This is a genomic window from Pedobacter folensis (assembly GCF_056490665.1).
Genome location: NZ_JBWJIF010000001.1, coordinates 1,293,980 through 1,307,707, shown reverse-complemented (window position 1 = coordinate 1,307,707; position 13,728 = coordinate 1,293,980). Strand labels below are relative to the sequence as shown.

Annotated in this window: 13 protein-coding genes; 5 read left to right on the top strand and 8 right to left on the bottom strand. The window is 37.6% G+C overall.

The features are described from left to right. Nucleotides 1-4: 4 nt before the first annotated feature. Nucleotides 5-1,414: a DUF5723 family protein gene (locus AC04QZ_RS05295; protein ID WP_478356864.1), complete on the bottom strand. Its 1,410-nt coding sequence runs from the start codon at nt 1,412-1,414 to the stop codon at nt 5-7. A gap of 30 nt (nt 1,415-1,444) precedes the next feature. Continuing rightward, nucleotides 1,445-3,013 carry a hypothetical protein gene (locus AC04QZ_RS05290; protein WP_478356863.1) on the bottom strand — a complete coding sequence of 523 codons (1,569 nt, stop codon included), beginning with the start codon at nt 3,011-3,013 and terminating at the stop codon, nt 1,445-1,447. Between the two features lie 90 nt (nt 3,014-3,103). Between AC04QZ_RS05290 and AC04QZ_RS05285 the strand changes: the two genes are divergently transcribed. The 3 genes from AC04QZ_RS05285 (at nt 3,104) to AC04QZ_RS05275 (ending at nt 6,719) form a co-directional block, all read left to right on the top strand. Further along, nucleotides 3,104-3,490 (top strand): DUF423 domain-containing protein, encoded by a 387-nt coding sequence (locus AC04QZ_RS05285; RefSeq protein ID WP_029279875.1) that lies wholly within the window; start codon nt 3,104-3,106, stop codon nt 3,488-3,490. After that, complete coding sequence (priA, locus tag AC04QZ_RS05280; protein ID WP_478356862.1) at nt 3,490-5,970, top strand: replication restart helicase PriA; 2,481 nt, start codon at nt 3,490-3,492, stop codon at nt 5,968-5,970. The genes AC04QZ_RS05285 and priA overlap by 1 nt, the downstream gene beginning before the upstream one ends. Before the next feature lie 92 nt (nt 5,971-6,062). Continuing rightward, nucleotides 6,063-6,719, top strand: a complete 657-nt coding sequence (locus AC04QZ_RS05275) for a protein-L-isoaspartate(D-aspartate) O-methyltransferase (RefSeq protein ID WP_108201101.1) — start codon at nt 6,063-6,065, stop codon at nt 6,717-6,719. Between the two features lie 80 nt (nt 6,720-6,799). Here the strand turns inward: AC04QZ_RS05275 and smpB are convergent, their stop codons facing one another. Then, the gene (gene smpB, locus AC04QZ_RS05270; protein ID WP_057934016.1) at nt 6,800-7,249 is read right to left on the bottom strand and encodes an SsrA-binding protein; all 450 of its coding nucleotides are present in this window, start codon (nt 7,247-7,249) and stop codon (nt 6,800-6,802) included. A gap of 684 nt (nt 7,250-7,933) precedes the next feature. Between smpB and AC04QZ_RS05265 the strand changes: the two genes are divergently transcribed. Further along, a complete protein-coding gene (locus AC04QZ_RS05265; protein WP_478356861.1) occupies nt 7,934-8,413 on the top strand; it encodes a TlpA family protein disulfide reductase in 480 nt (159 codons plus the stop codon). A 78-nt stretch (nt 8,414-8,491) separates the two neighbouring features. Here the strand turns inward: AC04QZ_RS05265 and AC04QZ_RS05260 are convergent, their stop codons facing one another. Both AC04QZ_RS05260 and AC04QZ_RS05255 read right to left on the bottom strand, forming a co-directional pair. Then, nucleotides 8,492-10,357 (bottom strand): Nramp family divalent metal transporter, encoded by a 1,866-nt coding sequence (locus AC04QZ_RS05260; RefSeq protein WP_086546694.1) that lies wholly within the window; start codon nt 10,355-10,357, stop codon nt 8,492-8,494. Continuing rightward, nucleotides 10,344-11,006 (bottom strand): metal-dependent transcriptional regulator, encoded by a 663-nt coding sequence (locus AC04QZ_RS05255; protein WP_086546693.1) that lies wholly within the window; start codon nt 11,004-11,006, stop codon nt 10,344-10,346. Before AC04QZ_RS05255 ends, AC04QZ_RS05260 begins: the two co-directional genes overlap by 14 nt. 127 nt (nt 11,007-11,133) lie before the next feature. Between AC04QZ_RS05255 and AC04QZ_RS05250 the strand changes: the two genes are divergently transcribed. Beyond that, the gene (locus AC04QZ_RS05250; protein ID WP_025142637.1) at nt 11,134-11,604 is read left to right on the top strand and encodes an Lrp/AsnC family transcriptional regulator; all 471 of its coding nucleotides are present in this window, start codon (nt 11,134-11,136) and stop codon (nt 11,602-11,604) included. A gap of 120 nt (nt 11,605-11,724) precedes the next feature. On the opposite strand, the gene AC04QZ_RS05245 is transcribed toward AC04QZ_RS05250, so the two are convergent. The 3 genes from AC04QZ_RS05245 to ung all read right to left on the bottom strand — a co-directional run bounded on the left by AC04QZ_RS05245 (nt 11,725) and on the right by ung (nt 13,532). Then, nucleotides 11,725-12,132, bottom strand: a complete 408-nt coding sequence (locus AC04QZ_RS05245) for a GxxExxY protein (protein ID WP_478357417.1) — start codon at nt 12,130-12,132, stop codon at nt 11,725-11,727. Between the two features lie 72 nt (nt 12,133-12,204). Next, the gene (locus AC04QZ_RS05240; protein ID WP_478356860.1) at nt 12,205-12,852 is read right to left on the bottom strand and encodes an alpha/beta hydrolase; all 648 of its coding nucleotides are present in this window, start codon (nt 12,850-12,852) and stop codon (nt 12,205-12,207) included. After that, the gene (ung, locus tag AC04QZ_RS05235; protein WP_478356859.1) at nt 12,852-13,532 is read right to left on the bottom strand and encodes a uracil-DNA glycosylase; all 681 of its coding nucleotides are present in this window, start codon (nt 13,530-13,532) and stop codon (nt 12,852-12,854) included. The genes AC04QZ_RS05240 and ung overlap by 1 nt, the downstream gene beginning before the upstream one ends. Nucleotides 13,533-13,728 lie beyond the last annotated feature (196 nt).

The following is a 13,728-nucleotide window of genomic DNA, read 5'->3' as shown; positions in this document are numbered from 1 at the left end:
TAGCTTATTTCCTTTTAAAGATTGAAAATAAACTTTTAAAGAAACTTCCGCCTTCATTATCATTTATACCTGGTATAACGTCGGCAAATTGCGGATGGTTGACCACATTGCCGAATTTAATGCCTACACCCATGTAAAAAGAAGCACCATTAGGACCACTGCCAATAGTTGCATCATTTTTAATCGTTCCCAGTGTTTGAAAACTGGTCGCGACCAAATTGTCGGTGCCCATAAACAATTCAAAATTAGGGGTTTGGTATTTTGCCTGCAACCCAACCATAAAAACGCCATTTAAGTTGTATAAGGGTGTAATACTTCCCGAAAAATCGTTGGCAATAAAGGTATTTACAAAAGCAATGTCTCCACCTTTGTAAAACAGGTTTTTCGAAACAGCCAATCCTGGTTTGTAAAAACCATATCGTTTGGACAGGTAAACATCAAGTTTGGCGTTGGTAGGGGCTAAAAACTTTTTGCTCTGCTCCGAAAGGAGAAAAATATCTTCTATTTCCTGATTGGTATTCGATTGGTTGTTTTCGATGTTCTCAATAATTTTCGATTGATCTATCATCGTACGTTGCGTATTACTTCGCCACCAGATAAAACCTAAATCTTTAATATTCGCCATTAAGAACAGGCCTTTTTTAGTCGTGTAATTGGTCCCAAAGCTTAAAGATACACCCGGGTTTTTAAAGTTGGGAAAGAAGTTTTTCTTATTTACTTCATTAAAATCTGAAAAATTGCTGGAATAAGTTCCTCTTAAGCCAATTAACAGTGCATCCGCTTCAGGATCAATGTATAAATAAGAGTCAGTAACATTTAATTTGTTATAAAGTATTCCGCTTAATACACTTGCTTTTAAACCGAATGCCAGCCTTTTATTCCAGTTTTCGCGGTAGGTAAAGCTAAATTGATGGTAACTCTGCTCATAACCCTTGGTATCGAATATTCCGGTATACTGCTGGTTGGGCGTAAACCTTTCGAACGAATCAAAAATTGCCAATGTTTCATTGGTGTAATCGATATGAGCGTCAGACCTGATCTGCCACGAAAAGCCCATTTCTTTTTGATACTTGTAAGATTTGAAAAGCCTGAATGCAGCAACATAGATATTGCTGTTTTCGAAAAAATGATTTACTTCTCCGGTGCCGATTGGTAAACTTTTTGTATCAAAAACACCTTCCTGTGTTAATCTTCTTATGGCAAACTTAGAGCTTCCTTTATTGATGGCATTTGTTCCAAAATAGGGTAGGAAGAAATTAGAAGAAAATCTTCGTGACGAATCTAAGGTGAAAGATTTTTGAGATGGATTTTCGAATGCATCGAACATGGTTTTAGTACCGAAAAGCGCATATTGTTGAGCATTTGCAACCCCGAAGCTAGCTATTGCCAGTAACGCAAGTAAAAGTTTCTTCATGTAAAATAGTATGTTGGGATGGTTTCCTTATTAACGGTTACTTAATGAATCTGGTATTTCTGCCTGTAAATATTTGTTTAAAAGTAAGTTAGTGATAAACTTGTTTTTGTCTGCACTCATTTGGTAATAAAAAGTATCGAAACTTTTCAAACCACTGTCTGCCCTCAAATGTTTGTAAAATGGAAGCTGAATATTATTCCTGAAAATATCTGCCGAATTTTTGGTGTTGATGTAATAACTCACATTCGAGGTGGTCGAAATCTGGTTCACCGCATCTAAATACTGTGGCGTTTGTATTAAAAGCCTGTTGTGCTTGTAATCATTTAAAAATGATTGAACCGTACTCGCATTATTGGCCACAACCAAATTATTATCTACAATGGTATAATAAGGCCGGCCGAATTTTTTAAATGGTTCGCCAAAGTAACTGTAAAGGATATCGGATGATTTAAATAACTTAATATCTTCATTGTAGTCTGCACTTACATCAAGCAAAAGCTGTTTTACCTTTTCGCCGTTGCTTAAAGCAATAGCCCCTAATTTTTCGGTTGTGCTTAATTGAAAAAGAATAAACTGATTTTTTGTATAAGCCGGGAATATCGCATTCAAATCTATCCGGTATTCACCTTTGATATTTTTAATAACTGCATTGGCTTTAGTAGCCACTTTAGTTTGCGCTTGCCAGTTCGTTAATTTTTTAAGCCATTTGCCGTAATCATCATAAGCATACAGGGCGTAGTTTGCCGTGTTATCAGGCAGGATATTTTGTAAAGAGGTATTTTGTGCAGCGGTGTTTTCGAATAGTTTAAGGTAATTATGCTGATCTTTTAACTCGGTATTGCCACTAAAAAGAATTCTTTCTTTACTGAAATTATAATTGAGTACTGCAAAACTGTTCTGTTGGTTAAACAGCGCAATTTCTCCGTTAATGTTGCCTGCAATAATATTTTTGAGTAATAACGGCGCCTGGTTAAAATTGATGTACACGTGGGCCAATACATTTTTGATCTGCCGGTTATTCTCCTTAATGTACTCAGTAAAGGGATTTTCCGTTAAACGTACATTTGCATCATTGATCAGTTTAAGCGATGTTGAAGCCGTTAATACCTGGCCATGCACGCCTAAATAAACCGATAAGCTGTCATTTAACTTCACGGTATACAGGTCTTTAGCATTTTCACTGATCGCTTTTTTAAGTTTTAACTGCTCATAGAATTTTTTGATATCATCATCATGCTGTATCTGTATGGTAAATAAGAAATTCAAGGTTTTATCCGAATCGGGTAATACACTGATATAAACCTGCTGATCTTTCAGTTGTTTGTTGAGCAGATGGTCATCAATAATGCTTGTTTTCAGCTGTTTTAAGAGGCTCATTTTGTCCTTTCCCAAGACCTGCTGGATAAGTTGCTGCCCTTCAATAATATCGTAAAAACCTTTGTCGTTCTGAAAAGAAAACACCAATGCTGCATTATTGGTTGCCGATTGCAGCGCCAGGTCTTTCGCATCATTATCTGTACCCAATTTTGAAAAATAGAGGTAAGCCATAAAGGCTACACCTAAAAATAATGCACTTGTTAGAATTACGATTTTTTTCATCTGCTGTGCAACAAATTTAATTTATTACATTGATTAGTGAGAAGTTCTTTGTCAATTTATTAATTTAGCGATTGCTACTTGCAAATAACTATGAATAAACGAATAATTCTTACTGCTTCTTTTTTTGGTGCTGTTGCTGTTTTACTTGGCGCATTTGGTGCTCATGGTTTAAAAGCCTTAATCGATGGACCATCATTAGAAATTTGGCAAAAAGGTGTTGATTATCAGTTCTATCATACATTTGCGCTATTATATCTCTCTACCTTTGCCCGTTATCGGAACAAGCTCATTAATATCGCTTACTTTTGCTTCACCTTTGGGATTATCCTTTTTTCAGGGTCGTTGTATTTATTGGCTACCCGAAGCATATCGCATTTAGGATTTACTGAATTTATTGGCCCAATAACACCAATTGGCGGGCTTTTATTTGTACTGGGATGGATAATGCTCTTTTTTGCGGCATTTAAAGATAAATAATGAATACTTTCGAAAGTGATATTTTTGCAGAAAGAGAAACACTTTTTGTTGAAGTTATTTTGCCATTATCTTTGGCGAAAAACTATACCTATCGTGTACCTTTTGATTTAAACGACCAGATTGCCGTTGGAAAACGGGTAGTGGTGCAATTTGGAAAACATAAAATTTATACCGCTTTAATTAGTGGAATCAGCACGGTACCGCCAACAGTTTATGAGGCCAAATATATTATCGATGTAGTAGATACCGAGCCTGTAATTACACCTACCCAGCTCAAATTCTGGACCTGGATGACCAATTATTACATGTGCAACGAAGGCGATGTAATGGCGGCTGCTCTACCAGCAAGTTTAAAACTGGCCAGCGAAACGATTTTGATTCTTCGCGAAGATTACAATGAAGATACCGAACTCACCGATAAGGAAGAAATCATTATCAATGCACTGAAACAGCAGCAGAAACTTACCGTTAATGATGTTTCTAAGCTCCTTGGGCAGAAAACCGTCTATCCGATCATCAATCATTTATTGGATAAAGAACTGGTTCTGGTGGCTGAAGAGGTGGTGCAGAAATATAAACCGTTGCTTAAATCGTTCATCATATTAAACGATTTTTATAGCGATGAAGAAAATCTGAAACAGCTTTTTAATGTTTTGGATCGGGCACCTAAACAATTAGATGCCTTACTGGCTTACCTGAAATTACAAAAATCTAACCTGCCGATTTCTAAGGAACAGCTTTTAGAAGAAAGCAATTGCGGACCTGCCGCATTAAAAGCTTTAACCGATAAGGATATTTTTGTGGTAATGAAAAGGCCGGTTAGCCGTTTGGCAGCGCATGATGAAGAATTCAGTGTGAATTTCGAACTGAATGAAGGTCAGCAGAAAGCATTAAGTCAGATTAATCAGTATTTTGAAGAGAAAGAGGTAGTTTTACTGCATGGTGTTACCGCATCCGGAAAAACGCAGGTTTACATCAAGCTCATTGAGAAAATTATACAAAATACAGATGGACAGGTTTTGTTCCTCTTGCCCGAAATTGCTTTAACCACCCAGATTGTAGAACGGATTAAGCACTATTTTGGCAATTCAATTGGGGTATACCACTCTAAATTTAACAATAGCGAGCGGGTAGAAATCTGGAATAAAGTGCGTACTGGCGCGTACAAGGTTATTCTTGGTGCCCGTTCAGCAGTTTTTCTGCCTTTCGAACACTTAAAACTGATTGTGATTGATGAAGAACACGAACCCTCTTACAAACAATATGATCCGGCACCACGCTATCAGGCTAGGGATGCAGCCATTTATCTGGGTTATCTGCATCAGGCCAAGGTTATTTTAGGTTCAGCTACGCCATCTCTGGAAAGTTATTATAATGCTTTACAGGGTAAATACGGACTCGTAGAAATGAAAGAGCGTTTTGGTGGAGTTCAGCTTCCTAATCAGCAGGTAGTCAGTATTTCGGAAGAAACGAAGAAAAAAACGATGAGTTCTTATTTTTCGAGTGTATTGATCAAAGATATTGATCTGGCGCTGTCTAAAAAAGAACAGATTGTATTATTCCAGAACAGGAGAGGTTATGCCACCATTCTGATCTGCGCAACCTGTGGTTATACCCCGAAATGCGTAAACTGCGATGTAAGTTTAACCTATCATAAAAGCAGCGGCAAGTTACATTGTCATTATTGTGGCTATCAGCAAAGTAGCGTAAATATCTGTCCGGCTTGTGGCTCGGTACATGTAGAACAAAAAGGATTTGGTACGGAACGGATTGAAGAAGAACTCAGGTTACTTTATCCGGAGGTGACCATCGCCAGGTTGGACATGGACAGTACGAGGACAAAAAATGGACTGCAGCAAATTTTAAATGATTTTCAGGAGAAGAAAACCGACATCTTAATTGGCACACAGATGGTGGCCAAAGGACTGGATTTCGATAACCTGAATCTTATTGGGGTAATTAATGCCGATACACTTTTAGGTTACCCCGATTTTCGTGCTTACGAACGAAGTTTCCAGCTATTGGCGCAGGTTGCGGGTAGGGCAGGTAGAAGGGCCGATCAGGGGAATGTTTGTATCCAGACTTATGATGCTGAAAACCGCATTATTAAACAGGTGGTCAATAACGATTATGAGGGAATGTACAACGACGAAATTGTTGAACGCGAGAAATTTCTTTATCCACCGTTTTCGCGGATGATATTCCTGTACATCAAACATAAAGATTCACATGTTCTGGATCACGCTGCGTTTACTTTGGCGAATATCCTTAAAGGAAAGTTTGGTAAACGCGTTTTAGGTCCCGAACAACCTTTGGTAAGCAGGGTGCGGAACCTTTATATTAAACAAATCATTATCAAAGCAGATAAACATACTGCCATTCAAAAAGTTAAAGATGCATTAAGAGAAACCCTCACGCAGTTTAATGCAACCAAAGAATTTAAAGGCGTTTTTACACAAATAGATGTCGATCCGTATTAATTACTAATTTAAGTTTTGATTTAGTGTTACTTACAGTAATGTGGATTTCTTTATCTTGTATCACCGTTTAAGAAACGCTAATTTTGAAGCTCATGGCGTATAAATTTGTTGATAATTACCGGGAACGTGGAGCGAGAAAAAAGCTGGTTGAGTTGTTAAAATCTCGCGGGATTGAAGATGAAAATGTGTTAACAGCCATAGGTAAAGTTCCACGTCATTTCTTTTTCGATGAAACTTTTTGGAACCAGTCTTATAAAGATATTGCTTTTCCAATAGGTGATGGGCAAACTATATCCCAGCCATACACGGTTGCTTACCAAAGTGAGCTGCTGCATATTAAAAAAGGAGATAAAGTACTCGAGATCGGAACAGGTTCGGGCTATCAAACCTGTATTTTAATGGAACTGGGTGCCACAGTTTTTACCATCGAAAGACAAGAGAATATTTACAACAGAACCATTCAGGTTTTACCCGGAATGGGCTACCGACCTACTTTTTATTGTGGTGATGGCTCAAAAGGAATTGCTGCACACGCGCCTTACGACAAAATAATCGTTACTGCGGGCGCTCCTTTGGTTCCTGAAATCTTATTGAAACAGTTAAAAATAGGAGGGATTCTGGTGATCCCGGTGGGAGACGAGAAAACCCAGAAAATGGTTACTGTGATCCGCGTAAGCGAAACGGACTACGAAAAAATTGTATTGGATACCTTTAGGTTTGTGCCCTTAGTTGGCGACCAGGCGTGGTAGTAGTTTAAGTCCATAGTCCGAAGTCTCCAGTCTTTAGTCGATTTTGACTCCGGACTAAAGACTCCGGACTGAAGACTATCCTACCGCTTCATCGCTCTATCCAGCTCCCGTTTGGTATCTCTGTCTTTAATACTATCGCGTTTGTCGAACTCTTTTTTACCTTGAGCCAAAGCAATTTCTATTTTAGCGAAACCTCTTTCGTTGATGAAAATACGTAATGGAACAATGGTGTAACCTTTTTCTTCACCTTTAAGCTTTAGTTTTCTAATTTCTTTCTTTTGAAGTAGTAAAGCACGGTCACGTTTAATATCGTGATGATAGAAAGAGCTGTGTGAGTATTCCGAAACATGAAGGTTACGCACATACAGATTGCCGCCAATAAACATGCAAAATGCGTCCGTCATGTTGGCTTTACCTTGTCTGATTGCTTTTATTTCAGTTCCTAAAAGTGCAATCCCTGCTACATATTTATCTAAAAGATTGTAGTCGAAATATGCTCTTTTATTCTTTATGTGGATGTCGTTTTTCAAAATTGTACTAATGTATAGGTTGTTGTAATATATACTATTGTATAAAGTATAATGCTAAGGATACAAATGCAGCTATAAAATGCCGCCTCGTCATGCTGAACTCTTTTCAACATCTTTTTATAACTGTAAAGATCCTGAAGCAAATTCACGATGACGACTGTTTATGCGTTTTGCCCTCAGCCGGTGCAAATATCCTAAAAATTGATGTGATAATTTTTTTTAATTTTTAATTGTACAGATAAAGAAGTCAAGTTTTATAGCGGTTTGGCTATTCAAACTTGACTTCTTTGATATTTAGAAATGTGCGTATGGGACATTTGGCATCTTCAGTCCCGCTTTTGCTGCAACAAAAGCAGAAAAAGCTTTTGGTTTCCGCGCTAATCGGGTTTATTTAAGATGGGGCTATGCAATAAGAAACCTTTCATCTGTCAACCAGGCTCTTATTTTATGGGAGAAGTGGTAAAAGGTCGTCATTTCGAGCGAAGTGTAACGCAGCCGAGAAATCCGTCTCTATAGATCTCTCTCCCGAACGTTCGGGACTGCGCTTCAGTCGAGATGACGACGATTTTTAAACTAAAACTTCCGAGTAAGGAATCAATAAAAATGTTCATCTGTTTGTAAAAGCTAAGGATATATTATTATGTTCGTATTTATTCGTTTAAGTTTGGACTTTAAATATCAAAAATGAAATTCAGGAACCTTTTTTTAATTTTATTGTTAACTATCGCTTTCCAGGTAAAAGCACAGCAACCTACACTATTGCCACAATTCACCTTTTACAAACTGGATGGAAAAGCATTTTCAAACAATGATATCAAACAAGGAAAAAAGAACCTCTTTATCTTGTTTGATTGTACCTGTGAGCACTGTCAGCGGGAAAGCAAAATCCTGAATACCAATTACGCCAAATTTAAAGACGTTAATATTTACATGATTACCATGGATGAGGGCTACATTATCCCTCAGTTTTTCAATTCGTACGCCAAAGGTTTAAATGCCAAACCTAATGTAACGGTATTGCAGGATAAGAAACGCATGTTTATTCCAACCTTTTTGCCAAAGCAATACCCGTCTATGTACCTGTATTCTTCAACAGGTAAATTGCTGATGTACCAATCGGGAGATGGCGGCATCAAAAAGCTAATGACGGTAGTCGGTAAATAATCTTATTTTTAAACCACAGATTACCCAGATAAACACGGATTTGATAGCGGTGTGAATCATTTTATCTGTGGTTAACGATTACCTGATAATTAATACAGGGATATTTACCTTATGCCTTACCGAATCAACGGTGGTGCCAAAAATAAGGTCTTTTAAGCCTTTATGTCCATGTGCACCCATTACCAATAGTTCCATTTCATTTTTGTTGCTGATATCGGCTATGGCTTTACCGGTATTTCCAAAACCAATAAAGGGTGTAGAATCGTATCCAAGATCTTCGAGATTGACCCTGTATTTCTCCAGATTGGCTGCATCACTCTGTGTTTCATGATCCATTACATCATTACCATGATAACGGGCGGCAGCAGTTTCTACAACATGGATCAGGTAATAGTGTGCATCTTTGCCACCTTGAATTAAAGCATGCCGGATGGTATTTCTATCGTTCTTAGAGAAATCTACCGCAATTCCAATGCGTTTATAGCTGATCTTATCTATTTTACCTATATCTAAAGCATTCCCGTGCGGTACAAGTTGTTTTGAGGCATTCTTTTTCTTTTCTAATAGTGGATGGAAGAAAACATAAAGCAAGAGTAAAACAACTAAAATTAATGCTGGTATTACAATCACATAAATCCACCAGTTATTGGCCTCTTTTGCCCAGCCACCTATTTCCTCAATGACAAGTTTCACATTCAATGCAATAATAGCTAAAGCGCTTGCCCATGCCAATACCTTAACCCAGGGTTTAATTGCAAAATCTTTCATCAGTTTTTTATCTGATGTAAAGTGGATTAATGGAATAATGGCAAAACCCAATTGCAGACTTAATACCACCTGACTCAACACTAGCAAGCCACCAAGTGCATTTTCTCCGTAATGTAATATCGTGAAAAATGCAGGGATAATAGCCAGGAGGCGTGTAATCAAACGTCGTAACCAGGGTTGTATTCTTAAGTTAATGTGGCCTTCCATAATAATCTGTCCTGCTAAAGTTCCGGTAACGGTAGAGCTTTGTCCGGCGGCGATTAGCGCTATAGCAAATAGGGTTGGGGCTACATTACCGAAAATATTGGAAAGGAGTTTATGCGCATCCTGAATTTCGGCCACTTCATGTAAGCCATTTTTATAAAAGGCAGCTGCAGCAAGTATCAATATGGCAGCATTAACAAAAAAAGCAAGGTTCAATGCAACGGTTGTATCAATGAGGTTGAATTTTAAGGCCTCTTTAATGCCTTTGTTGCTACGTTCAATCTTCCTGGTTTGTACTAAAGATGAATGTAGATACAGGTTATGCGGCATTACTGTTGCACCAATAATCCCGATGGCAATATAAAGTGCATCACCATTTAGTATAGAGGGTTCAAACCCTCGTGCTACTTCTTTAAGCGATGGTTCTACAATAAACATTTCAACCAGAAAGGAAATCCCGACAATAAAAACCATCGAAACAATAAAGCCTTCCATGGCCCGCATGCCTTTATTAAGTAAAAAGAGGAGTAAAATTGTATCGAAAATGGTTATGGAAATACCCCAGATTAAGGGTAATCCAAAAAGCAGCTGTAAGCCTATGGCCATCCCGATAATTTCTGCTAAATCGCAGGCGATGATGGCCGTTTGTGCTAAGGCAAATAACGGGATATTGGCCCAGCGCGGATAAGCTTGTTTAGAGGCCTGTGCTAAATCAAGTCCCCTTACTATGCCCAAACGTGCACTTAACGATTGTAAGAGTAGGGCAATGAGGTTCGACATCAGTAAAACCCAAATTAACTGGTAGCCAAATTTACTACCCCCTGCTAAATCAGTTGCCCAGTTACCTGGATCCATGTAGCCAACACTAATTAAATAAGCGGGACCAATGAAAGCCAGAATTCTCTTCCAGCCTTTTCTTTTATCCGTATTTACACTTTGATGTACTTCACTTAACGATTCAGTTTTTGCCATTGCTGCTGATTAAAATATGTTTTGCAACTTCTCTACTAATATTAACTTGTTTATCGGATAACATGATTTCTACTGAACCATCGAAATCGGTAACATCACTGATCTGGATTTGTTTGCCCAGGGTAAGGCCTAATTTTTCTAAATGTTTTAAAAATGCCGAGCTGTGTTGGGTAACACCGGTAATGGTACCACGATCGCCAATTTTTAGTTCGATTAATTTTATAAACTGGGTTTTGGCAAATCTTCCGTTTTTATCAGGAATGGGGTCGCCATGCGGATCAGCTTTCGGGAAACCTAAAAACTCATCTAACCTTTCAATCAGCTCGATTGATTTAATATGCTCAAGCTCTTCTGCAACATCATGTACCTCATCCCATTTAAAGTTTAATTTGTCCACTAAAAAAACTTCCCATAATCGATGTTTACGTACAATATCGATCGCCGTATTTTTTCCGGTTTCGGTTAAAGTCACCCCCTGGTATTTAATATAATCAACTAAGCCTTTGTCGGCTAATTTTTTAATCATGTCGGTAACCGATGCTGGTTTGGTTTGCATTTGCTCTGCAATGGCATTGGTTTGAACGTTTGTGGTTTTCTCCGCAAGGTGATAAATAGTCTTTAGATAGTTCTCTTCCGTGTAACTTTGCATTTATGTTTATCTAATTTTATTTTTAGGTAAATCTAAAAATTTTTATTTAAAATATATATGATAAATTATGTTAAAATTTAGAATATAATTTGGTTATGTTTGTATTCTCAAATACCTTTAACACCATATGGCATCTGAATTAGATAAAATTGACTTTAAAATTTTAAGAATTCTTCAAGAAAACGGAAGAATTACCAACTTGCTTTTATCGCAGGAAATTGGTTTATCACCGGCACCAACTTTAGAACGTGTGCGCAAGCTTGAAATGGCAGGATATATTAAAAGTTATCATGCATTGGTAGATGAAGAAAAACTAGGTTTAGGTATAAAAACCTTTATTCAGATTCAACTCGATTTTCATAAAAATAATACCATCCAGATCTTTTTGGATGAAGTAAATCAAATTAAAGAAATCACAGAGTGCCACCATGTTACTGGTCAGGCCGATTTTCTGCTAAAGGTTTATGTGAAAGACATTAAAGCGTACGAACGTTTAATTATGGATAAAATCAGTAAGATTTCTGTGGTTAAAACTTTCCAAACGATGATGATCATGTCGACCACGAAGAAAGAACCGATTGTGCCTTTGGAGTATTAACATTAGGTAATTATAGCAACCTAAAATGCTAAGGTGTGCTTAGGTGACTAAGGTGGTTCATCCATTTTTACCACCTTAGTCACCTGAGATCAACTAAGTTGGGTGTACATACTTTCGCATTTAAGAATCGATATCGTACATATATTCGTTTACGAAACTCTTTTTTCCATTGTGAACTATATTGGTTGAATTGAAATTGATCAACAATCCTTTCGGTATTCTTAACAATTTCATATAAGTTAAAATCTGGGCTTCATGAATGGGCAATATACGCTCAACGGCTTTTAGTTCTAATACCAGGCAGTCTTCAATCACCAAATCTACCTTCAACGCTGTATCTAGTAGCACATCCTTATAAGAAAGTACAATAGGATGTTCAGCAGTAAAATTTATGCTTTGTAACTGTAGTTCTCTCATTAAGCACTTCTGGTAAACACTTTCAAGAAGGCCAGGGCCAAGAACTCGATTTACTTCTATACAAGCGCCTGTAACCTTGTATTCTAATTGGTCGAGAAAAGTTCTATTCATCATCATAAAATCCATTAATTAGTTAATAATGTCTTATGGGATGATTTTTAAGTAATTCTATAGTCGGTAAAATTACAATAGTAATTTATTAATAATTCCTGAAATTTCCTCTGCATTTTGATAAACCATAAAGTGCGTTCCGTTTTCGATGATAAAATCTGGTTGTGCTGTTTTAGCATATAAAATTTTATCGTTGGTGCCGTGAATATGGTAAATTCCATTTGGTTTAATTGTATTCCTCCAGCTTAAAATACTCCCGATGGCCCACTTCAAAAAATGAGGATCAGTGTCTTTTATAATTTTGCTTAGCAAAGTTTTCTCATTGCCCGATCGTGTACCGAAGTAGTAATGCTGAGTAAGTTTATTTGAAGATTTTAAGAGTTTTGCAGGGATAAGCTTCAATAAGCCTAACTGGCCTGCAAAACGGTAAAGTGTTGGCAACTGGGCTGCTAACATGGTGCTCGATATTATTATTATTGTTACGGGCTTTAATATTTTAGCAATTTCTACTGCAATCATCCCACCAAAAGAAACACCTACCAAGGCAAAAGGCTGGCTTAAGTCTATGACGCTACTTAGTCGTTGAGCATATGAAGCTAATGATTCGTCTTTATTTGGGGTTATCCAATTTACATGAATGATATTGATCTTTTCATCCAGCTTTAGCTTAGAAAAAATTCTTTTATCGGCACCTAAACCGCTGATAAAATAAGTGTTCATCAGGCCGGTAAGTTCCAGTCGATAGGTGTTAAATTGTTCTGTACTAAAAGCTGATTTGCTTTGGAAAAATGTTTCGATCCGAAGAAACCATTGTAGGCCGAAAAAGGCGATGGATGGGCAGCGGTAAGCACATAATGTTTTTTCTGATCGATTAAAACCGCTTTTTGCTGCGCATATTTACCCCATAACAGAAATACGATATGTTCGCGTTTTTGAGATAAAGCCTTAATAATTTCATCAGTGAAAATTTCCCAGCCGCGGTTTTGATGCGAGCCTGCTTCTGAAGCACGAACGGTTAAAGTAGCGTTTAACAATAACACGCCTTGCTCTGCCCAGTGTGTTAAATGCCCGTGGCTTGGTGTTTTAAAACCTTCAATATCCGTTTCCAGCTCCTTGTAAATGTTTTTTAGTGATGGCGGAACCGCAACACCGCGTTGCACTGAAAAGGATAGGCCGTGTGCCTGGCCAACACCATGATAGGGATCCTGACCTAAAATGACAACCTTTACCTTGTCAAATGGTGTGGTGTTTAATGCATTAAATATATCGGCTCCCTTGGGGTAAACCATTGCACCATTGTTTTTTTCCTCCTGTAAAAAAGACTTAAGGCTTTTCATGTAGTCTTTTTCAAATTCTTCTTCTAAAACGGCTAACCAACCTGGTTCTAATGCTGCAGACATGTTTTTTGATGTAAGATGTGTGATGTAATATGGTTGATGGTTTAATAGTTTATAGTCAATGGTTTGGGTGTCAATCAAGCGATAGGCTATTATTCATCAACCATTAAACGATGATCCCGTAAGTATTAAGTCCTCAGGTTCTGAACTCCTAGGCTATCAACCATGAACCATTAAACTATGAACCAAAATTATCTCA

Excerpts from the sequence above, each read along its gene's own strand:
- AC04QZ_RS05295 (WP_478356864.1), bottom strand. The coding sequence starts at position 1,414 with ATGAAGAAACTTTTACTTGCGTTACTGGCAATAGCTAGCTTCGGGGTT.
- AC04QZ_RS05290 (WP_478356863.1), bottom strand. The coding sequence starts at position 3,013 with ATGAAAAAAATCGTAATTCTAACAAGTGCATTATTTTTAGGTGTAGCC.
- AC04QZ_RS05285 (WP_029279875.1), top strand. The coding sequence starts at position 3,104 with ATGAATAAACGAATAATTCTTACTGCTTCTTTTTTTGGTGCTGTTGCT.
- priA (WP_478356862.1), top strand. The coding sequence starts at position 3,490 with ATGAATACTTTCGAAAGTGATATTTTTGCAGAAAGAGAAACACTTTTT.
- AC04QZ_RS05275 (WP_108201101.1), top strand. The coding sequence starts at position 6,063 with ATGGCGTATAAATTTGTTGATAATTACCGGGAACGTGGAGCGAGAAAA.
- AC04QZ_RS05265 (WP_478356861.1), top strand. The coding sequence starts at position 7,934 with ATGAAATTCAGGAACCTTTTTTTAATTTTATTGTTAACTATCGCTTTC.
- AC04QZ_RS05260 (WP_086546694.1), bottom strand. The coding sequence starts at position 10,357 with ATGGCAAAAACTGAATCGTTAAGTGAAGTACATCAAAGTGTAAATACG.
- AC04QZ_RS05255 (WP_086546693.1), bottom strand. The coding sequence starts at position 11,006 with ATGCAAAGTTACACGGAAGAGAACTATCTAAAGACTATTTATCACCTT.
- AC04QZ_RS05250 (WP_025142637.1), top strand. The coding sequence starts at position 11,134 with ATGGCATCTGAATTAGATAAAATTGACTTTAAAATTTTAAGAATTCTT.
- AC04QZ_RS05245 (WP_478357417.1), bottom strand. The coding sequence starts at position 12,132 with ATGAATAGAACTTTTCTCGACCAATTAGAATACAAGGTTACAGGCGCT.
- AC04QZ_RS05240 (WP_478356860.1), bottom strand. The coding sequence starts at position 12,852 with ATGAACACTTATTTTATCAGCGGTTTAGGTGCCGATAAAAGAATTTTT.
- ung (WP_478356859.1), bottom strand. The coding sequence starts at position 13,532 with ATGTCTGCAGCATTAGAACCAGGTTGGTTAGCCGTTTTAGAAGAAGAA.